Origin of the sequence: Nakamurella endophytica, assembly GCF_014646215.1 — a bacterium.
Taxonomy (GTDB): Bacteria; Actinomycetota; Actinomycetes; order Mycobacteriales; family Nakamurellaceae; genus Nakamurella; species Nakamurella endophytica.
Map to the genome: position 1 here is coordinate 542744 of NZ_BMNA01000003.1, position 20642 is coordinate 563385.

At 76.2% G+C, this 20642-nt stretch carries 11 protein-coding genes; 8 read left to right on the forward strand and 3 right to left on the reverse strand.

From position 1 onward, the window contains the following. The first annotated feature begins 23 nt into the window (after window positions 1-23). From IEY37_RS09680 to IEY37_RS09695, 4 genes are all read left to right on the forward strand, one after another. Entirely contained in the window at window positions 24-1679 is a 1656-nt protein-coding gene (locus tag IEY37_RS09680; RefSeq protein WP_188941313.1) for an ABC transporter substrate-binding protein, read from the forward strand. 197 nt (window positions 1680-1876) lie between these two features. Continuing rightward, window positions 1877-2233 carry a YciI family protein gene (locus IEY37_RS22530; protein ID WP_188941314.1) on the forward strand — a complete coding sequence of 119 codons (357 nt, stop codon included), beginning with the start codon at window positions 1877-1879 and terminating at the stop codon, window positions 2231-2233. A 3-nt stretch (window positions 2234-2236) separates the two neighbouring features. Further along, window positions 2237-3451: an RNA polymerase sigma factor gene (locus IEY37_RS09690; RefSeq protein ID WP_188941524.1), complete on the forward strand. Its 1215-nt coding sequence runs from the start codon at window positions 2237-2239 to the stop codon at window positions 3449-3451. A 198-nt stretch (window positions 3452-3649) separates the two neighbouring features. Continuing rightward, complete coding sequence (locus tag IEY37_RS09695) at window positions 3650-4510, forward strand: alpha/beta fold hydrolase (RefSeq protein WP_188941315.1); 861 nt, start codon at window positions 3650-3652, stop codon at window positions 4508-4510. On the opposite strand, the gene IEY37_RS09700 is transcribed toward IEY37_RS09695, so the two are convergent. Together IEY37_RS09700 and IEY37_RS09705 are read right to left on the reverse strand one after the other, a co-directional pair. Then, complete coding sequence (locus IEY37_RS09700) at window positions 4495-8817, reverse strand: WD40 repeat domain-containing protein (protein ID WP_188941316.1); 4323 nt, start codon at window positions 8815-8817, stop codon at window positions 4495-4497. The genes IEY37_RS09695 and IEY37_RS09700 overlap by 16 nt on opposite strands. A gap of 89 nt (window positions 8818-8906) precedes the next feature. After that, complete coding sequence (locus IEY37_RS09705) at window positions 8907-9743, reverse strand: class I SAM-dependent methyltransferase (protein WP_188941317.1); 837 nt, start codon at window positions 9741-9743, stop codon at window positions 8907-8909. A 171-nt stretch (window positions 9744-9914) separates the two neighbouring features. Here IEY37_RS09705 and recC point away from each other — a divergent pair, with 171 nt between their 5' ends. From recC to IEY37_RS09725, 4 genes are all read left to right on the forward strand, one after another. Beyond that, window positions 9915-13331, forward strand: coding sequence for an exodeoxyribonuclease V subunit gamma (recC, locus tag IEY37_RS09710; RefSeq protein ID WP_188941318.1), 3417 nt, complete (start codon window positions 9915-9917; stop codon window positions 13329-13331). Beyond that, on the forward strand, window positions 13328-16861 hold the full coding sequence (locus IEY37_RS09715) for a UvrD-helicase domain-containing protein (RefSeq protein WP_229674233.1): 3534 nt from the start codon (window positions 13328-13330) through the stop codon (window positions 16859-16861). Before recC ends, IEY37_RS09715 begins: the two co-directional genes overlap by 4 nt. 104 nt (window positions 16862-16965) lie before the next feature. After that, window positions 16966-18891, forward strand: coding sequence for an AAA family ATPase (locus IEY37_RS09720; protein WP_188941526.1), 1926 nt, complete (start codon window positions 16966-16968; stop codon window positions 18889-18891). A 265-nt stretch (window positions 18892-19156) separates the two neighbouring features. Next, window positions 19157-19366, forward strand: a complete 210-nt coding sequence (locus IEY37_RS09725; RefSeq protein ID WP_188941319.1) for a hypothetical protein — start codon at window positions 19157-19159, stop codon at window positions 19364-19366. Window positions 19367-19666: 300 nt separating this feature from the next. Here IEY37_RS09725 and IEY37_RS09730 read toward each other — a convergent pair whose 3' ends face one another. Continuing rightward, window positions 19667-20632, reverse strand: a complete 966-nt coding sequence (locus IEY37_RS09730) for a hypothetical protein (protein ID WP_188941320.1) — start codon at window positions 20630-20632, stop codon at window positions 19667-19669. Window positions 20633-20642: the final 10 nt, after the last annotated feature.

Genomic DNA, 20642 nt, shown 5'->3' on the forward strand with positions numbered 1-20642 from the left:
CCCTCCAGACCTAGGAGCCGACCATGACCGAGGAGCAGCGGGCGCAGGCCCTGGCTCGAACCTTCCTGTCCGGGCACATCTCCCGGCGTGACCTCTTCCGCCGCTCCGCCGTCCTGGGCGGCGCGGCGGTCGCCGCGACGACGCTGGGGCCGCTGCTGGCGGCCTGTTCCACGGCGGGCGCCGCGGCCGGCGGTTCCAGCACCAGCGCGGGTGGCAGCGGCAGCGGCAGCGCCGGGACCCCGGTGTCCGGCGGCACCCTCACCGCGGCGCTGACCGGCAACCCGTCGAGCATGGACCCGGCCGCGGCCGGGATCTACACCTCCCTGCAGGTGCTCGACAACATCTTCAGCAAGCTGATCACGATGGACGAGAACGGCACGTTCATCCCGGAGCTCGCCACCTCGTGGACGCAGGACAACGACACGACGTACACCTTCAACCTGGTGGCCGACGCGACCTTCCACAACGGTGAGAAGTTCACGGCGGACGACGTCAAGTACACCTTCGAGCGCATCGCCAACCCCAAGACGGCGTCGTCGTACGCGTCGGCGTACACGGCGATCAAGACCATCGAGGTGGTCTCGCCGACCAAGGTGGTCTTCCACCTGAGCACGCCGTTCGCGCCGCTGCTGACCAATCTGGCGCAGAACGGCGAGATCGTGAACAAGAAGGCGATCGAGTCCTCGGACCCGACGCGCAAGCCGGTGGGCACCGGTCCGTTCCAGTTCGTGGAGTGGGTGCAGAACGACCACATCACCCTCAAGAAGTACGACGGGTACTTCAAGAAGGGCGAGCCGTACCTGGACCAGGTCGTCTTCCGGTTCCTGGCCGTCGACAAGAGCCGCATCGAGTCGCTGCAGTCCGGCCAGCTGGACTGGATCGACGCGGTGCCGCTGGACCAGCTGAACGCGCTCAAGAGCAACCCGCAGTACCGGTACGCCACCTCCGCCAGGGCGGGCATCCCGGACTTCCTGGCCCTGAACTGCAGCCGGGCGCCGTTCAACAACAAGGCGCTCCGCCAGGCCATCGCCGCCGCGGTGGACCGCAAGGAGATCCTGGACATCGCCTACTTCGGCGCCGGCGAGCAGGGCGTCATGGAGGTGCCCAGCGGCTCGTCGTGGTTCGGCGGCACCCCGCCCTATGCCAACGGCCCGGACCTGGCCACGGCCAAGCAGAAGATGGCCGAGGCCGGCCACCCGGACGGCCTGACCGTCACCTACCTGTCGCTCCCGCAGTACCCGGAACTGCAGAAGACCGGCGTGGTGCTCAAGGAGCAGCTGGCGAAGATCGGCATCACGGTCAACATCGAGCAGCTCGAGGTGACGGTCTGGTTCGACCGGTACGCCAAGGGCGACTACGACATGACCTCGGCGTACTGGTCCGGGACGATCGACCCGGACAACTTCTACTCCACGCAGCTGACCACGGGCTCGCCGAACAACGACACCAAGTACTCGAACCCGGCCCTGGACAAGATGATCGCGACGGCGCGGGCGACCAGTGACGAGGCGCAGCGCAAGACGATGTACCAGGACATCCGCAAGATCGTCTGGGACGACTCCCCGCTGGTCTTCCTGCACTACGAGACGATCAACTACCTGATGAGCACCAAGGTCAACGGTTCCACCGTCAACCCGCCGCTGGAGCTGCGGTTCGGGCAGGTCTGGAAAAGCGCCTGAGACCCCGCGCGCCGGCCCGGACCCCTCGCCGGTCCGGCGCGCGGACCCGCCCGGCAGCCGCCCGGGGCCGTCCTGTCACGTCTCCCCGGCTGCCGGGCGGAGATCTCTCTGCCAGGCTGTCGATTCCGGGCCGTCCCGTTCGTGGGATGGGTGCAGGACCGGCAGCGGGCCGGTCCTCTGCCGACAGGGAGACCGTCATGAAGCAGTACATGCTGTCCGTGTGGGGCGTCGACGGCGCGCCGGTGCCGTCGCAGGAGGAGATGCAGCAGGCGTTCGCCGACGTCGACGCGTTCAACACGGAGCTGCAGACCTCCGGTGCCTGGGTGTTCGCCGGCGGGCTGCACCCCGCCGAGACGGCGTCGGTCGTGCGCGTCGAGGACGGCAGGACCGTCACCACGGATGGCCCGTTCGCCGAGACCCGGAAGCACCTCGGCGGGTTCTGGGTGGTCAGGGCGGCCGACCTGGACGCGGCCCTGGAGCTGGCCCGGCGCGGCGCGGTCGCGTGCCGCAACCCGGTCGAGGTGCGGCCGTTCCAGGACGAGGCGGAGGACTGAGCCCTGGCCACCGGGCTCGACGGCGCCGTCGCGGCCGTCTTCCGCCGCGAGTACGGCGCCGCGGTGGCCACCCTGGTCCGTCTCCTCGGTGACATCGGTCTCGCCGAGGAGGCGGTGCAGGACGCCTTCGAGGTCGCCGTGACGGCGTGGACCCGGGACGGGACACCGGCCAACCCGGGCGGCTGGATCGTCACCACCGCCCGCCGCCGCGCGATCGACCGTTTCCGGCGGGACCGCGACCGGGACGCCCGGCACGCGGCCGCCGCGCTGCTGCACGCACCGGACGAGGCGGAGGTGTACCCGGTGTCCGACGACCAGCTGCGGTTGATCTTCACCTGCTGCCACCCCGCGCTGGCCGTCGACGCGCAGGTCGCCCTGTCGCTGAAGCTGCTGGCCGGGCTGGAGCCCGCCCAGATCGCCAAGGCCTTCGTCGTCCCCGAACCGACGATGGCGCAGCGGCTGGTGCGGGCCAAGCGCAAGATCCGCGACGCCGGCATCCCGTACCGCATCCCCACCCAGGCCCAGCTGCCCGACCGGCTGCCGGCCGTGCTGGCCGTGATCTACCTCGTCTTCACCGCCGGCTACAGCCCACCCGGCGGGCCGCTGGTCCGTGTCGACCTGTGCGCCGAGGGGCTCCGGCTGGCCAGGCTGCTTGCCGAGTTGATGCCGGACGAGCCCGAGGCGACCGGGCTGCTGGCGCTGCTGCTGCTCACCGACGCCCGGCGCCCCGCCCGCACCGACGCCGGCGGGGCGCTGGTGCTGCTGGCGGACCAGGACCGCAGCCGCTGGGACGCCGCGGCCGTCGCGGAGGGCCTGGACCTGGTGCGGCGCTGCCTGCGTCGCAACCGGCCGGGTCCGTACCAGATCCAGGCGGCCATCGCCGCGGTCCACGCGGACGCGCGGCGGGCGGCCGACACGGACTGGGCGCAGATCGTCGCCCTGTACGACCAGCTGTCCCTCGTCCGGCCGACGCCGGTGGTGGCCGTCAACCGGGCGGTGGCCGTGGCCGAACGCGACGGGCCCGACGCCGGGCTGGCCGCGTTGGACGGCGTCCGGCTCACCGGCTACCAGCCGTTGCACGTGGCCAGGGCCGAGCTGCTGCGCCGCGCGGGCGACCGGACCGCCGCGGCGGCGGAGTACCGCACCGCCCTCGAGCTGACCACCAGCGACGCGGAACGCGACCACCTCGAGCGACGGCTGTCCTCTCTGGTCGGCTGACCGGCCACCGGACGGTCGGCGCCGCCTACACTGCGCCGCCTACACTGCGCCGGCGCGGTGCGGTGCGCCGTGCCGGTCGGACACCCGGTCCGGTGACGCGGGCCGCCATGCCGTCCAGGGCGGAACCGGCGGCCCGGCCGCGGAGTCCCACCAGCCGGCCGGCGGTCGTGCCGGTCCGGATGGGGAAGGGTGCAGGCAGTGGTGGACGTGATCGGCGTGCCGGGGGTGCGCCACGACCGGTTCGCGCCGGACCGGCTGCGCGGCCTCTGGGAGCCCGCCCTGCGCGACGGACTCGAGATCGCGACCGGCTCCGAGCCCGCACCGTCGTTCGCCCTTGCCTACTACGGCGACCTGTTCGCCCAGGCGCAGACCCTCGCGGACGCCGAGTTCGGCGTCACCAAGGGCGCCACCGAGGACGGCCAGGTGTGGCCCGCCGAGGACGACGACGTGGCGTTCCTGGCCGCGGCCGCGGACGAGGTGCTGGACGGCCGCCCGGCCCTGCCCGACGCGCCGGAGTGGAAGGGTGTCGCACCGGTGCCGCCGGTCCTGCGGCCGGTGCTGCGCAGACTGACGCAGCGGTTCGACATCACCGTGGCGTTGACGTTCATCCGGTCGCTGCACCAGGTCAAGGTCTACACGCAGGACGCTCCGCTGGCCGCGTCCATCCGCGCCCAGGTGCGGGCGACGCTCCAGCAGGGCTGCACCGTCGTGGTGGCGCACTCGCTCGGCTCGGTGGTCACCCTCGAGGTGCTCGCCACGCACCCGGAGCTGCGGGTCGACACCCTGGTCACGGTCGGCTCGCCGCTGAGCATGCGGCTGCTCAACGGCCGGCTGCCGGCCGCCGCCCGGCGGACGGTGCCGCCCCAGCTGCGTCGCTGGGTCAACGTCTACGACCCGGCGGACCCGGTGGCCGGAGCCGGGGCGCTCGGCCGGCTGTGGCCGGGCGTGCACGACTTCGAGGTGTCCAACGGCGACGACCCGCACTCCAGCCAGCGGTACCTGGCCAAGCGCGCCACCGGCCGCGCCGTCGCCCAGTCGCTGGGTTACCTGCCCGGCTGAGGGTCCAGCGGGACGGCGCCGACCGCGAACACCAGCACCCCGGCGGCGGTGGCGGCGACGACCCGTCCCGCTCCGGCCGGCGCGAGCGCCACGACCGGCCCGTCGAGCTGCAGCAGCGCGCGGCTCGTCCCACCGAACAGGTCCACCAGCCGCACCGCGCCGTCGGCGCCGCCGGCCAGCACCCGCCCCGGACCCGGGCCGGCCGGGAGCAGCGCCCGGACGCCCGCGCCGGGCAGTGGCCAGCGGTGCAGCGGTGCGCCCGTGTCCAGGTCGAGGACGGCCAGGCCGGCCACGTCGGCGACCACCAGACCGGTGCGGGCGTCGCTGAGCGGGACCAGCGCCACCGCGGCGGCCGGACCCCCGTCGGGGGTGCCGTGCCGGGCGACCAGCCGGCCGTTCGCGAGATCCCACACCGGCACCGCGCCGTCCGCGGTGGCCGCCGCCGCGACCGGGAACCGGCCGCCGGTCGCGGCCAGTGCGACGACGGCGGCGGCTCCCGGCAGCGGCTGCGGGCTGGCCGTCCTGGACAGGTCCCAGCGCCGGGCGCCGTCCGCGCCGCCGGACACCACGGCCGGGCCCGAGGCGGTGCCGGCCACGGCGAGCGCGGTCACCGGCCCGGAGTGGCCGGCGAGGTCCGGACCCAGTGGCCGGCCGGCGAGCAGGTCGACGACGGACAGCCGACCGTCCGCCCGTCCCCACACGGTGAAGCCGGCGCCGGTGGCCCAGCGTCCGGACACCGCCGCCGTCACCGGGACACCCGGCAGGGCTGCGGCGGGACGGGCGTCGCCGGTGGCCGCGGACCACGCCCGCACGCCGCCGTCCCGGTCGGCCGCCGCGACGACGCCGGATCCGTCCGCGGTGACCACCGCCGTCGCCGCGGACAGCGCCGCCCGGCCGCCGGACCCCTGCCCGGCCGCGGCCCAGGCCGGGACCGGCACGATGCAGGCCAACCCGTCGGCGCCGCCTGTGACGACCACGCCGTCGCCGTCCGTTCCGCCGCCGACCTGCACCGCCGTGACCGGGCCGGTGTGCACCGGCAGCGACCCGAGCGGCGCGGCGGTGTCCAGGTCCCACAGCGTGACCCGGCCCGTGACGTCCCCGGCCACCGCCACCCGGCGACCGTCCGGCAGGCTGGCGGCCCCGACCGCCCCGAGCTCCTCGCCCGCCGGCAGCACCGCGACCGGCGCGGCGTCCGCGAGACCGGCGACGTGGACGCCTGTCCCGGCCGCGGCGAGCACCAGGCGGCGTCCGCCGGCCCGGGCGATGGCCATCGCCGTGACCGGCCCGGCGCCCAGCTCCGCGGGGACTGCCACCGGCCGTCCGGTGACCGCGTCCCAGCGTTGCAGCGCGCCGTCGCGCGCCCCGGTCACCAGGACGGTCGACCCGTCTGCGGCCCGGCCGAGCGCGACCGCGGTGACCGGTGCGCCGCCGGCGGCCCGGGTGACCGCGCGCAATCCGGTGCCCGACAGCTCCAGCAGGTGCACGCCGCCGTCGTCCGTCCCGGCGGCGACGGCGAGGTCGCCACGCACCGGCCGGCCGACCGAGACCGCTCGCACCGCAGCGCCTTCCGCTGGTGTCCAGGGCGGACCGAGGAGGCGCCCCGCCGCGAGGTCCAGCACGTGGAGCGCGCCGGCGGCGTCCGCGACGACGCCCACCGCCCGGCCGTCGCGCAGCCGTCCGGTCGCCATCGCGGTCGCCGGTGCGGTGACGACGACCGGATCCCCGGCCCGACCGCCGTCCCGGAGCGCCCAGAGCCGGACGGTCCCGTCGGCGCCCGCCGTCGCGACCCCGCCCGTGCCGTCCGGGAGACCGACCAGCCCGCAGCCGACGACCGGTCCCCGGTGGCCCGGCAGCTCCAACCGATCCACCGCCGGTCGCGGTGTGGCCCACAGCGGGACCAGGGTGCCGCCGCCGGACAGGAACGGGCGGAGACCGCCCGCGACGTCCGGCTCGCCGGACTGCAGCAGGGCCGCCGACAGCACCGCCGCCCTGGCCCCCACCGACGGCGTCCCGCGCAGCCGGTGCGCCACCCGGCGGTAGGCGGCTGCGACCGTCCTGGCCGCCGGGCGGCGAGCCGCGCCGAGCACGGGCAGCAACCCGTCCGGTTCAGCGTGGACCAGAGCCGGTGCAGCGCCGAGGACGTCGTCCAGGAGCCCACCGGCCGCGGCGTGTGCGGCGAGGTGTCGTGCCGGGTAGGCGTCGGCAGCCAGATCGGGCCGGGCCAGCAGGGCGCCGGCGATCGCCGCATGACGCCCCGCCAGGTACCGCCCGGCCGGGCTGGCCGGATCCCGCTCCGCGCCGGATCCCAGACCCAGGAACCGGTCCGGTGTCGCCGTCGGGTCGGCGGGATCGAGAGCCAGGACCGCGCTGACGGAGTCGTGGAACGGCCGGTACACCGTCATCCCGCCGTCCAGGTCCCGGACCAGGTATGCACCGGTCCGGCGTCGCAGCACGTCGTCGATCGCGGTGTCCATGTCCCGCTCGTGCGCCAGTGCCGCGGCCGCGGCCGGCCACACGCCGCGCCACGGGATGCCACGGCCGAGGGCCAGCGCGGCAGCCTGCAGCACGGCCGCCGCCCGGCGCCGCTGCGCCGGATCGGCGTACTCGGCTTCCAGCTCCGTCCGCAACACCTGGGCGAGACCGGCGACGACCGAACCGCGCCAGCGGGTGTCGTGCGGATCCTGCACGTCGTCGCGGGCGGCCAGGGCTTCCGCGGCCAACCGTGCGAGCAGGTACGAGGTACCGACCAGTTCGGCGACGGCGGCCGACAGCCGGTGGGCCAGCTCGGGATCGGCACGGTAGCGGGCGGGAGCGGCGCCGCCGCCGTCCCCGGTGATGGTCGCCACGACGAGATCGCGGACGTCGCCGGAGGTCCAGTACGGTGCGGCGTCCGCGGGCAGCGCCCGCGCGTGCAACCGCCGCACGGTGGCGCCGGCCAGCGTCCCGGCGCTCGCTCCGCCGCCCGGATCGTCCCCCTCGCTCGAGCGCACGCCCACCACCAGCCGGAGCCGGGCGCGGTCCCAGTCCGCGGTGAGCGGGGTCAGCACCTCGGCCAGCACCGCGAACGGATCGGCCGCCTCGTCGAGGCCGTCGACGACGAGCGTCCGGACCTCTCCGGTCGCCAGCGCCGAACGGACCCGGTCGACCTGGGCGGCCGCGGACGCCGCGGCGGGACCGGCCGTCCCGATCCCGAGCCGGGTCACCAGCGCCGCTGCGACGTCCGCCGCCGTCATCCCGGTCACCGACAGCGCGGCGTCGACCCGGGGACCGTCCCCTGTGCCGGTGCCGGTGCCGGTGCCGGTGCCGGTGCCGGTGCCGGTACCTGTGCCTGTGCCGGCGGCGGCCAGCTCGGCCAGCCGGGCCAGCGCCGCGGACTTGCCGCACCCGGCGGTCCCGACGAGCACCGTCGCGCCCGGGGCGCCGCGGGTGGCGACGGTCAGCGCGTCCAGCAGCGCCCGGCGTCCGACGAACCGGCCGGCGCCGGTGAGCGGACCGCGGGCGTCGTCGGGTGTCCCGGCCGGCGGGACGGCCGCCACGTCCGCGGCCCCCGGCACCGGACGGGTCGCGGCCGCCGGGCCCGCCCGGTGGAGGGGGTTGGGCAGGCACGGCGAGACGCCGCCCCGCGGAAACCTCGGGAACACCACGACATCCTGTGACCCGACGGCGTCGGTGACGGCGCTGAGCACGTCTATCGGCCGCAGGTACGGCTCCAGCGCCGAACCCAGCCGCTCGTCGGTGGCCATGGTCGCCAGGAACCGCTCGACGGCGCCGGACACCGCGCCCAGCCGGGCCTGTCGGGTCGGCGCGGCGGTCGCGACGCCGATCCAGCCGGACGGCAGCTCGTCGTCCAGCTTCAGCACCGACTCGGCGATCTGTCCGGCGTGGCAGGTGTCGACGACCACCAGCGCGTGCTGCACGCCGGTGTCCATGATCCAGCCGAGCAACTGGTCCGTGCGCAGCATGGTCGAGTGCGGCCGCGACCTGTCGCTCTGCCGGAGTACGAGACGGTGTGCGCCGTCGATGATCTCGCCGTGTCCGGTGACGACGAGCACCAGCGCGTCGGCGGGCCGGATGGCCGTCGTGCCGCACAGCGCGGCGAAGACGTCGGCCGGTGACGGATCCTCGGCCAGCTGCGGGGCCAGGGGCACGAACCGCCGCTCGCCGAGCTCCGGCGCGCACAGCCACCGCCGCCACACGGCGATCTCCGACGCCACGTCCAGCGGCGGCCAGAGGTCGTCCTGGTCGTACTGCCCGGTGGCCAGCACGACGAGGTGGCGGCGGCGGACCTCGACCTGGTCGGCTCGCATCCCCGTCCCCTTCTCGGCCCGTCCGCCTCCGACCGCGCGGGTCGACCGCACCCTAACCGGCGGTCCCGGCGCCGGTGGTGGTTCCGGGGTCAGACGGAGGCGGCGGCCATCGAGATCCGCGACGGCGCGGTCAACCCGCCCGGACGGTCACCGAACCAGCGGTCCGCCGCCTCCTGCGGCGACAACAGGTGCACCGACCGGAATCCCGCCGCGCGTAGCTCGGCCACCATCTCGTCGGGCTCGTGGAAGCTCCGGAACGGTTCGCCGAGCCCGGCCGCCCGGTCCGCGATCCACCCGGGACCGGCGCCCGGCGGCAGCGGCCGGGCGTACGACAGCACCAGCCCGCTCCCCGCCGGGTAGCGGGCCAGCACCTCCAGCACGCTGCGCACGGCGTCCGGCGACAGGTACATGGCGACGCCCAGCCACGAGGTGAACAGCGGCCGCCCGCCGTCGACGCCGATCCTGTCCAGCGCCTGCGACAGCGGTTCGGACTCGAGGTCCACGGCGCCGTAGACGGTGCCGGCGGGCTCCGGGAGGCCGGCGGCCCGCAGCCGCTCGCGTTTCGCCGCCTGGCTGGCCGGCTGGTCCACCTCGAACACCCGTAGCCCGCCGGCCCAGGCCGGCCGGCGGTAGGCGAAGGTGTCCAGGCCGGCGCCGAGGACGACGTACTGGTCCGTGCCGGCGCGGACCGCACGTTCCAGCTCCTCCTCGGCCCACCGGCTGCGCAGCAGCACGTGGGTCCGCAGTGCCCGCGCCCGCGGCGAGTCGAACCGCTCCGGATGCTCGTCGACCACCCGTCGCTCGTCGCTGGTGAGCAACCGGACGGACACCGGGTCGTCGACCAGCCGCGGCGGTGGGTCGACCAGCTGGTGCACCGCGCGGAGCACGGCCACGCCCTCCGCCGTCCGGCTCGCCCGTGCCGCCATCGCGCCCCCGCATCCGTCCGACGCGTTCCCTCCCGGAAGTGTTCGCCCCAGGATGCGCCACCGGCCGCGGGCAGGCGGCGGCGATGTGCACGGCGGCACCCCGCTGTCGGTCCGGCGACCTAGTCTCGGACCCGTGCAGGCACGGGGTGGGACGGACGGCGGGGGGCTGCGGTGACGCTGCACCTGCACCGCGCCGAACGCGCCGACCGGCTGGTCGGCGGGCTGGCCGACCTCTTGACCGCGCCCGGGGCCGACCCGTTCGCCGCCGAGGTGGTGGCCGTGCCGGCCCGCGGGGTCGAGCGATGGCTGACCCAGCAGCTCTCGCACCGGCTCGGCGCGGCCGACGGTCGGGCCGACGGCGTGTGCGCCGGGGTGCGGTTCCCGTCACCGCGCGAACTGGTGTCGGAGGTGCTGTCCGTCGCCGACCACGACCCGTGGAGCCCGGACAGCCTGACCTGGCCGGTGCTGCAGGTGCTGGACGAGGCCGCGGGCGAGGCGTGGTGCGCCATGGTCAGCCGGCATCTGGGGTACCTCGACGAGTCCCCGCTCGCCGCGCACCGCCGCGGCCGGCGCTACGCGGTCGCCCGCCGGCTGGCCGGCCTGTTCCACACCTACGCGCAGGACCGGCCCGGCATGCTCGCCGAGTGGCTGGCCGGCCGGGACACCGACGGCCTCGGCGACCCGCTCCCGGCGGACCTGCGCTGGGAGGCCGAGCTGTGGCGCCGGGTCCGCGGAGTGCTCCCCGGTCCCGATCCGGTGCAGCGGGTGGTGGCGGCCGCCACGCTCCTGCGGACCGATCCCGCGGCGACCGACCTGCCGGCCCGGCTGTCGGTGTTCGGCCCCACCCGGCTGCCCAGGACCCACCTGCGGCTGCTGGACGCGCTGGCCGTGCACCGCGACGTCCACCTGTGGCTGCCGCACCCGTCCCCGGCACTGTGGCAGCGGGTGGCCGCGGCGGGCTTCCCGGTCGGCGGACCGGGAACGGTCGGCACCGGCCGCGCGGCCCTGCCCCGCCGGGACGACCCGACCGTGACGGTGCCCCGCCACCCGCTGCTGGCCTCGCTCGCCCGGGACGCCCGGGAGCTGCAGGTGGTGCTCGCCCAGGAGGGCACCGGCGGAGCCGGCCTGCAGGACCACCACCACGCCGAGGCCGGGCGACCGGCCGGCACGCTGCTCGAGCTCCTGCAGGCCCGCCTCCGGGACGACGACGTTCCGGCGGACCTGACCACCGTGGCCCCGGACGACCGGTCGGTGCAGGTCCACGCCTGCCACGGCCCGCACCGGCAGGTCGAGGTGCTGCGCGACGCGCTGGTCGGCATGCTCGACCGGGACCCGTCGCTGGAACCGCGGGACGTGCTGGTCATGTGCCCGGACATCGAGGCCTACGCGCCGCTGGTGGCGGCCGCGTTCGGGCTGGCCGACGTGGTGGGCGACGGGACGGACGGGCGGGGCCACCCGGGGCACCGGCTCCGCGTCCGGCTCGCCGACCGTGCCCTGCACCAGACGAACCCGTTGCTGGCGACCGTCGACAAGCTGCTCACCCTGGCCGACGGCCGGGTCACCGCCTCCCAGGTGCTCGACCTGGCCGCCTGGGGCCCGGTGCGGCTGCGGTTCCGCTTCGACGACGACGACCTCGACCGGCTCGGCCGCTGGGTGATGGACGCCGGGGTGCGGTGGGGCCTGGACGCCCCGCACCGCCGCCGGTTCAAGCTCGACGCGTTCGGCCAGAACACCTGGCGCGCGGGCCTGGACCGCATCCTGCTGGGCGTGGCCATGGCCGACGAGGACCACAACACGCTGGGCGTGGCGCTGCCGCTGGACGACGTCGGCTCCGGGGACGTCGACCTGGCCGGCCGGCTGGCCGAGCTGCTCGACCGGCTGCGCAGCTCCCTCGAGACCCTCACCGGACCCCGGTCGCTGCAGCAGTGGCTCGACGCCCTGGAGCGGGCGCTGGGCCTGCTGACCCGGGTGACCGGTACCGACAGCTGGCAGCTCACCGAGGTCCGGCGCGAGTTCGCCGACGTCGCGGATCAGGCGGGCGACCGCGCGGCGACCGCCCTGCTCGGCCTCCCCGACGTCCGGGCGCTGCTGCAGGGCAGGCTGGCCGGCCGGCCGACCCGCGCCAACTTCCGCAGCGGCACACTGACCGTCTGCACCATGGTGCCGATGCGGTCGGTGCCGCATCGGGTGGTGTGCCTGCTCGGGCTGGACGACGGCGTCTTCCCGCGCAACGTCCGTACCGACGGCGACGACGTGCTGGCCCGGCGGCCGGCGGTGGGGGAGCGGGACGCCCGCGGCGAGGACCGCCAGCTCCTGCTGGACGCGGTGCTGGCCGCCACCGAGCACCTCGTCGTCACCTATGCCGGGGCCGACGAGCGGACCGGGGTCGAGCGGCCGCCGGCCGTCCCGATCGGCGAGCTGCTGGACGCGCTCGACCGGACCGCCCGCCCGGTCGACCCGTCGCGCCGGGTGCGCGACCAGGTGCTGGTCCGGCATCCGCTGCAGCCCTTCGACCCGCGCAACCTGCACCCCCGGGTGCTGGGCACCGACGGCCCGTTCAGCTACGACCCGTCCGCCCTGGCCGGGGCCCGGGCGGCGGCCGGCCCGCGCCGCCCGCCGCCGGTGTTCCTGCCGGCGGAGCTGCCACCGCGTCCGGCCGCGGACGTCGAGCTGGCCGACCTGGTCGCGCTGCTCACCCACCCGGTCAAGGGCTTCCTGCGGCAGCGGCTCGACCTGGCCATCCGGTACGACGAGGACGAGCCCGACGACCGGATGAGCGTCGCCCTGGACTCCCTGGAGCAGTGGCAGATCGGCGACCGGCTGCTGCGGGACCGGCTGGCCGGGGCGGACGCCGACGCCTGCCGGCAGGCCGAGTGGCGCCGCGGCACGCTGCCGCCCGGGCCGCTCGGCGACCGCACGCTCGGCGACCTGCTGCGCAACGTCGAGCCGCTGGTCGAGCGGACGGCGCCGCTGCGCGTCGACCCGGCCCGCGCCGTCGACGTGGCCGTCCCGCTGCCGGACGGGCGGCAGCTGCGCGGCACGGTCAGCGGCGTGCACGGCACGCGGCTGCTCACCGTCACCTACAGCAAGCTCGGCAGCCGGCCGCAGCTCACCGCCTGGATCGGGCTGCTGGCGCTGGCCGCCGCGCACCCCGGCGTCGACTGGACGGCCGTGGTGGTCGCTCGGGGGAGCTCCACCACACCGCAGACGGCGACGTTCGGCCCGCTCGAGCAGCCTGCCGCCCTGCGGACGCTGGCCGAGCTGGTCGACCTGTACGACCGCGGTCTGTGCGCGCCGCTCCCGCTGCCGCTGAAGACCGGCGAGGCCTACGCCAACGGGCGGCTGTGGAACCCCGACGCCGAGGACGCCGTCCGCGCGGCCCAGGACAAGTGGACGACCCGCAAGTTCCCCGGCGAGGACGCCGACCACTCGCACGTCCGGGTGTGGGGTCGGCGCACGCTGACCGACCTGATGGCGGCCCGCCCGGCGGACGACGAGCGGTGGACCGGCGAGCAGTCCCGGTTCGGCGAGCTCGCCCGCCGGCTGTGGACGCCGCTGCTCGAGCACCGGGTGCGGGGGGCGTTGTGACGCTCGCGCCACCGGGCCCGCCGGCGCTGGTGCCGCCCGGGCCGGACGCGGCCGCGCCGCTGCCCTCCTTCGACGTCTGCGGACCGCTGCCGACCGGCACCACGGTGCTGGAGGCCAGCGCCGGCACCGGCAAGACGCACACCGTCGGGGCGCTGGTCACCCGGTTCGTGGCCGAGGGCGTCGCCACCCTGGACGAGCTCCTGGTGGTCACCTTCGGCCGGAACGCCAGCATGGAGCTGCGGGAACGGGTCCGCGAGCAGCTGGTCGCGGCGGAGCGGGCGCTCGCCGACCCGGCGGGGACCCGCGCCCGCGGCGACCGGGACGTGCTGGGCCGGCTGGCCGGCGCCGACGGGGCCGGCGCGGACGAGGTCGCCGAGCGGCACCGCCGCCTGGTGCGGGCGCTGGCCGACTTCGAGGCCGCCACCATCGCGACCACCCACCAGTTCTGCCAGCAGGTGCTCACCGGGCTGGGCGTGGCGGGCGACAGCGAGGCCGAGGCCACCCTGGTCGAGAACCTCGACGACCTGGTGCAGGAGGTGGCGGACGACCTCTACCTGCGCAAGTTCGGGATGCCGTCCGCGCAGGCCCCGGAGTTCGACCGGGAGCGGGCCCAGTGGATCGCCCGGTGCGCCGTCGCCGATCCGCAGGCACGCCTGGAGCCGGCCGACGCGCCGCCGCAGTCGCCGGCCGCGACGCTGCAGCGGTTCGCCTCCGCCGTGCGGCTGGAGCTGGAGCAGCGCAAGCGGCGGCTGGGCGTCCTGGGCTACGACGACCTGCTGACCCGGGTCGCGGTGGCCCTGCAGGACGACGGCGCGCCGGCCCGCGACCGGATGCGGTCCCGCTGGCGGGTGGTGCTGGTCGACGAGTTCCAGGACACCGACCCGGTGCAGTGGGACGTGCTGCGGCTGGCCTTCCACGGCCACGCGACCATCGTCCTGATCGGCGATCCCAAGCAGGCCATCTACGCCTTCCGCGGCGGTGACGTCACCACCTACCTGGCCGCGGCCCGGGTCGCCGACCACCGCGCCACCCTGGGCGAGAACTGGCGGGCCGACCCGCCGCTGGTGCAGGCGCTGCAGGTGCTGTTCGACGGAGCGGCGCTCGGTCACCCCGACATCGTGGTGCGCCCCGTCGTACCGGGGCGCAGCGGCACCCGGCTCGACGGCGCACCGTGCCCCGCGCCGCTCCGGCTCCGCGTCCTGGGCCGGCCGGCCGGTGGCAGAGGTGGGCGGTTCACCCCGATCGACAAGGTCCGCGGCCGCATCGCCGATGACCTGGCCCAGGACGTCGCCGCCCTGCTCGCCTCCGGCGCGACGTTCGACGGCCGACCGCTCACCGCGGGGGACGTCGCCGTGCTGGTGGGGACGCACGGGCAGGCCGACCACGTCCGCACGGCACTCGACCGGGCCGGCGTCCCGTCGGTGATCGCGGCCGCCGGCAGCATCTACCTGACACCGGCCGCCGAGGACTGGCTGGTCGTGCTGGAGGCGCTCGAGCAGCCGCACCGCTCGGGCCGGGCTCGCGCCGCCGCGCTCACCCCGTTCCTCGGGCTGACCGCCGCGGACCTGGACCGCGGCGGCGACCGGCTCACCGACCTGCTCGGCGAGAAGTTCCGCCGGTGGGCGGACCTGGTGACCGCCCGCGGCGTCGCCACGCTGCTCGAGCTGGCCGACGCCGAGGAGGGCATGCCGGCGCGGGTGCTCGCCCACGCCGGTGGCGAGCGGCAGATCACCGACCTGCGGCAACTCGGCCAGGAGCTGCAGGCCGCCGCCATGCGCGAGGGCCTCGGCCTGGCCGCGCTGGTCGAGTGGTTGCGGGAGCAGACCGACCGCGCCCAGCGGGAGCAGCAGGCCGCCGACCGGTTGCGCCGGCTGGAGAGCGAGGCCGCGGCGGTCCAGGTGCTCACCGTGCACACCAGCAAGGGCCTGCAGTTCCCGGTCGTCTACCTGCCGTTCGCCTTCGACCGGCACGTCAAGGACGACCTGGACCCGCTCACGCTGCACGACGCCGACGGGCACCGGGTGCTCGACGTCGGCGGCCCGGGCTCGGCCGGGCGGGCCGAACGGCAGGCCCGCGCACAGTCCGAGCTCGCCGGGGAGGCGCTCCGGCTGACCTACGTCGCGCTCACCCGGGCGCAGTCGCAGGTCGTCACCTGGTGGGCGCCGTCGAACAACACGCCGGGATCCGGGCTGCACCGGCTCCTGTTCGGCCGCCGGCCCGGGCACCCGATCCCGGACGTCCTGGCCGTCCCGAACGAGACCGAGGTCGGCCGGGTGCTCGGCGACCTGGCCGCGCGCGGCGGCCCGGTCGTCGAGCGGGTCGCCGACCGGCCCGACGAGCCGGCCGACACCGTGACGCTGCACCTCGCGCACGCCCCCGACCTGTCGGTCGGGCGCTGGGCCCGCACGCTGGACACCGCTTGGCGACGGTCCTCCTACAGCGCCCTGTCCGCCGCCGCGCAGGCCGACGCGGCCGTGGTGGCACGGCCCGTTGCCACCGGCCCGGCGGCACCGGCCGACCGCACCGACGGCGTCGTCGCCGCGAGGGATCCGGGCGTCACGTCCGAGCCGGAGACCGGCGAGCGCGACGACGAGGACCTGGACGTCGACCTGCTGGACACGGACGGGGAGCGTGGCCCGGCCGGTGACGGTGCGGACGAGGCGCTGCGGGCGGTGCCGTCGCCGATGGCGCAGCTGCCGACGGGCGCCACCTTCGGCACCCTGGTGCACGCGGTGTTCGAGCACGTCGACCCGCGGGCGGCCGACCTCTCCGCCGAACTGCTCGCCCGCTGCCGGGAACAGCTGGCCCGCCGGGCCGTCCCCGTCTCGGCCACCGACCTGGCCGCCGCGCTCGAACCGGTGCTGCGGACACCGCTCGGGCCGCTCGCGGACGGCCGGGCCCTGGCCGACATCGCCGTGCGCGACCGGCTGGCCGAGCTGGAGTTCGAGCTGCCCCTCGCCGGCGGCGACCGGCCGTCCGCGGACGTCGCGCTCGGCGACCTCGCTCCGCTGCTGCCGCGCCACCTGCCGGACGGCGACCCCCTGGTCGGCTACGCCGAGCGCCTGGCGTCCCCCGAGATGGCCGGCCTGTCCCTGCGCGGCTACCTGACCGGCAGCCTGGACGCCGTGCTGCGGCTGCCCGGTCCGCGGTACCTGGTGGCCGACTACAAGACCAACTGGCTCGCCGGGCCGGACGAGCCGTTGACCGCCTGGCACTACCGGCCGGTTGCCCTGCGGTCGGCGATGACGCACTCGGACTACCCGCTGCAGGCCCTGTTCTACTGCGTCGCGCTGCACCGGTTCCTGCGGTGGCGGCAGCCGGGCTACCACCCGGAACGCCACCTCGGCGGGGTGCTCTACCTCTACGTCCGCGGCATGGCCGGGCCGGACGTGCTGGCCGGCGGCGATCCGGCCGCCGGCGACGACCCGGTCGCAGGCGGCGGCGCATCGCAGGGCCCGGGAGTGTTCGGCTGGCGCCCGCCGCCCGCCCTGGTGCTCGCGGTGTCGGACGTGCTGGACGGCGCGCGGTGACCGCCGCCCAGCCGCGCGGACCGCTGCCGCCGGTGCCGGGCCCGGACCGTGCCGGCGCACCGCCGGACGAGCGGACGGTCTTCGACGACCAGCACGACGCCCGGCTGGCGCACGACGCCACCGGCCTGCTCGGCACCTTCAACGCGGCGGGGGTGCTGCAGGCCGCCGACGTGCACGTCGCGACCCGGCTCGGCGAGCTCGCCGGCGAGCCGGACGACACGGTGCGGTTGGCCCTGGCGCTCGCGGTCCGCGGTGTCCGGGAGGGCTCGGTCTGCGTGGACCTGAGCCGGCTGCCGGCGACGGCGCCGGACCTCCCGTGGCCGCCGGCCGAGCAGTGGGATGCGACCGTCACCGCCAGCCCGCTCGTCGGACCCGGTCGCCCCTTGCGCCGGGACCTCGGGCTGCTCTACCTCGACCGCTACTGGCGGCAGGAGGAGCAGGTCCACGCGGACCTGCTGGCCCGTGAGGACGCCGACCCTCCGGAGCTCGACCGCGACCGGTTGCAGCGGAGCCTCGACCGGCTGTTCGACGACCGGTCGGGCCGGCAGCGGGAGGCGGCGGCCGTGGCCGCGCACCGGTGGACCACCGTGCTCGGCGGCGGGCCGGGCACCGGCAAGACCACCACGGTGGCGCGGCTGCTCGCCGTGCTGCAGGACCAGGTGCCGGCCGGTCGGCCGGCCCTGCGGATCGCGCTCGCCGCTCCCACGGGCAAGGCTGCCGCCCGGCTGCAGGAGGCGGTTCAGGACGCCGCGGCGGCCATGCCGGCGGAGGACCGGGCCCGGCTCGGTGGGCTGACCGCATCCACCCTGCACCGGCTGCTCGGCTTCCGGCCCGGGACCTCGACACGCTTCCGGCACGACAGGGACAACCGGCTGCCGCACGACGTCGTGGTGGTCGACGAGACCTCGATGCTGTCGTTGACCATGATGGCGCGGTTGCTCGAGGCGCTGCGCCCGGACGCCCGGCTGGTGCTGGTCGGCGACCCCGACCAGCTGGCCTCGGTGGAGGCCGGTGCGGTGCTGGCCGACCTGGTCGCCGGCCTGACCGCCGGGTCCGCGCCGGCGGGGGAGGCGTCCGACGACGCCGCTCCGGCGCCGCCGTCCGACGTGCCGCTGTCCGACGTGCCGCTGTCCGATGCGGCCCCGCCGCTGTCCGATGTGCCCCTGCCCCTGCCCCTGCCCCTGCCCGGCGCGCGACCGCCCCACCCGGCGGCACCGCCCCCGCCGGCCGCACGGTCGTCCGCGGCGGCCCACGGTGTCGTGCTGCTGGACCACACCTGGCGCTTCGGCGGCGACATCGCCGACGTGGCGCGCGCCATCCGGCTCGGCGACGCCGACGCGGCGCTGGAGGTCCTCCGATCCGGGTCCGGTGTCGTCGAGCTCGTCGACCCCACCGACGACGCCGACCTCCGTGCGGACGTGGTCACCTCGGCCGCCGCCATCCGGGAGGCGGCCTGGGCGGGTGACGCGCCGGCGGCGCTGCGGCGGCTGGACGAGCACCGGCTGCTCTGCGCCCACCGCTCCGGACCGTTCGGCGTCGCCACCTGGTCACGGCTGGTGGAGCGGTGGATCGCCGAGGCCCACGGCGTCCGGCACGCCGGCACCTGGTACGTCGGGCGTCCGCTGCTGGTGACGGCGAACGACTACGCGCTCGGCCTGTACAACGGCGACACGGGTGTCGTCGTCGCGGCGGCGGACGGGTCGCTGCGTGCGGCGTTCTCGCGAGCCGGTGACGTGGTGACCTTTGCGCCGGGCCGGCTCTCGGACGTGCAGACGGTGCACGCGATGACCGTGCACCGGAGCCAGGGCAGCCAATTCCGCGTGGTGTCGGTCGTGCTGCCGCCCGCGGACTCGGCGTTGAGCACCCGTGAGATGATCTACACCGCCGTCAGTCGGGCTCAGGAGCGGGTCCGGTTGCTCGGCGACGAGGAGAGGTTCGCCGCAGCGATCGGCCGCCCCGCCGCCCGGGCGAGCGGCCTGCGCCGCAGGCTGATCCGCGGCCTGTCCGGCGAGGAGACCGGGGCCGGTTGACGCCTCGTCGCCTGAATCGCGAAACATTGCCATTGACAATCAGTCTCGTGCCGCAGCCGCTCGAATCCGCACGCGCCCGTCGCCGGTGACGGCCGCCTGTGGTGCACGTCATGCCGGCGATCCGCCGGTTCGGGGAACGTTCGGCGCCGCGGTGCGTCGTACTCAGTGGAGCCGAGCAGCGGATCGCCGCAGCCGGTTCCGGTATCACCGAGAGGTCAGGCAACGACGCCTCCATCAGCACATCACGTGTGGAGGACCACGCACCATGAGCACCACGCAGCACCGCAGCATCCGCGACCGGATGGCCGCCCGACGGGCGCAGCAGCAGCACCGGCAGAGCCTCGAGCAGGAGCTGGCGTCGTTCGCCACGCCGGCCGAGCGGCTCGAGCTGGAGCTGATCCTGTCCCGGTACCCCGACGAGAAGACCGCCGAGGTCCGCGACATCCTGTCCCGTCAGCAGGTCCAGGCCGCCTGAGACCCGCACCACCGCACCACGCAGGGCCGCCGGAGACATTCCGGCGGCCCTGCGTCGTCTCCGACGCTTGATCGGCGGTGGAGGCCGGTGGGACTCCCGGCGGCTCGGCGGCATCTCCGACTCGTCAAATGAGGCAGCTGAATTCGGACGCCGGAAGACGAGAACCGTTCAGTTCCAGACTTCACGGATCTGACGCCCCGGTTCAGTGCCAAGGGACTGGTGTGCTGGGCGTGTGAACCCCGGCCCGGTCGTCCGGCGGACCGCCCACGCATCATGACAGGGTCCAGGTGTCGGAACGGCTCAGCGCAGCCGGTCGGCCAGGTCCCGGGCCTCGCGGAGCTCGCGCTGCGCCCGGTCGAGCGCGTCCTGGGCCGCCGCGAACGCCCGCTCGGCCTCGTCCACGTCGCGCTGCACCTCGGCGAGCCGTTTGCGGGCCATCGTGACGGCGGCCTTGCGGTCCCGGTGCGCCGTCGTCGCGGCGCGCACGGCCCGGTCCGCCTCGACCACGGCGACGCGGGCCGCCGCCTGCTCCTCGCGCCGACGGCGGGCCTGCGCGGCCTCCTCCTTGCGGCGGCGGCGTTCCTCGTCCAGGGTGGCCCGCGCGCTGGCCGCGGCTGCGCCGTCGTCCCGGCGGAGGGCGTCGGGCGCGTCGGGCTCCGCGGTCCGGCCCGGTGCGCGCCGGCCGCCGATCGTGGTGCGGGCGCCGCCGGGCCGGCGGGGTGGGGCGTCCTCCGCCGGCGCGGACACGGAGTGCACGAGCGTCAGGTTCGGGCCGGGCGCGGCGTCGGCGAACGAGCCGCTCCACTCGGCGGCGCGCTCGAGGACGCCCTGCTCCACCAGGTCGGCGACGGCGTCGTCGGCGATGGCGGCGTTGAAGGTGCCCACCACCTCCTGCCGCACCGCCTCGCTCGGCGCCGACCCGTGCACCTGCGCCACCTGGCGGACCAGCGCGTCCACCAGCTGCCGCCGCTGGGTGGCCAGGTCGCGCAGGGTGTCGGCGTCCAGGCTGGTGGCGGCCCGCCGGAACTGCTGCCCGAGATCTCGCAGCTGTTGCGCTGCTTCGGGTTCCGCCCGAGCCCAGCGGTTCACCAGGGACGCCGCCGCGCTCGGCTTGCGGAGCCCGCCGATCGCCGTCGCCGCCGCCCGGTCGCCGTCCGCCCTGGCCTCGCGGGCGAGCTCGGTGCGGCGTCCGGTGAACCCGGCGGGGTCGCCGGCGTAGAGCTCGGCCCGGGCCGCCGCCACCCGGTCCTCGGTCCTGGACGCCACGCGGTCATCC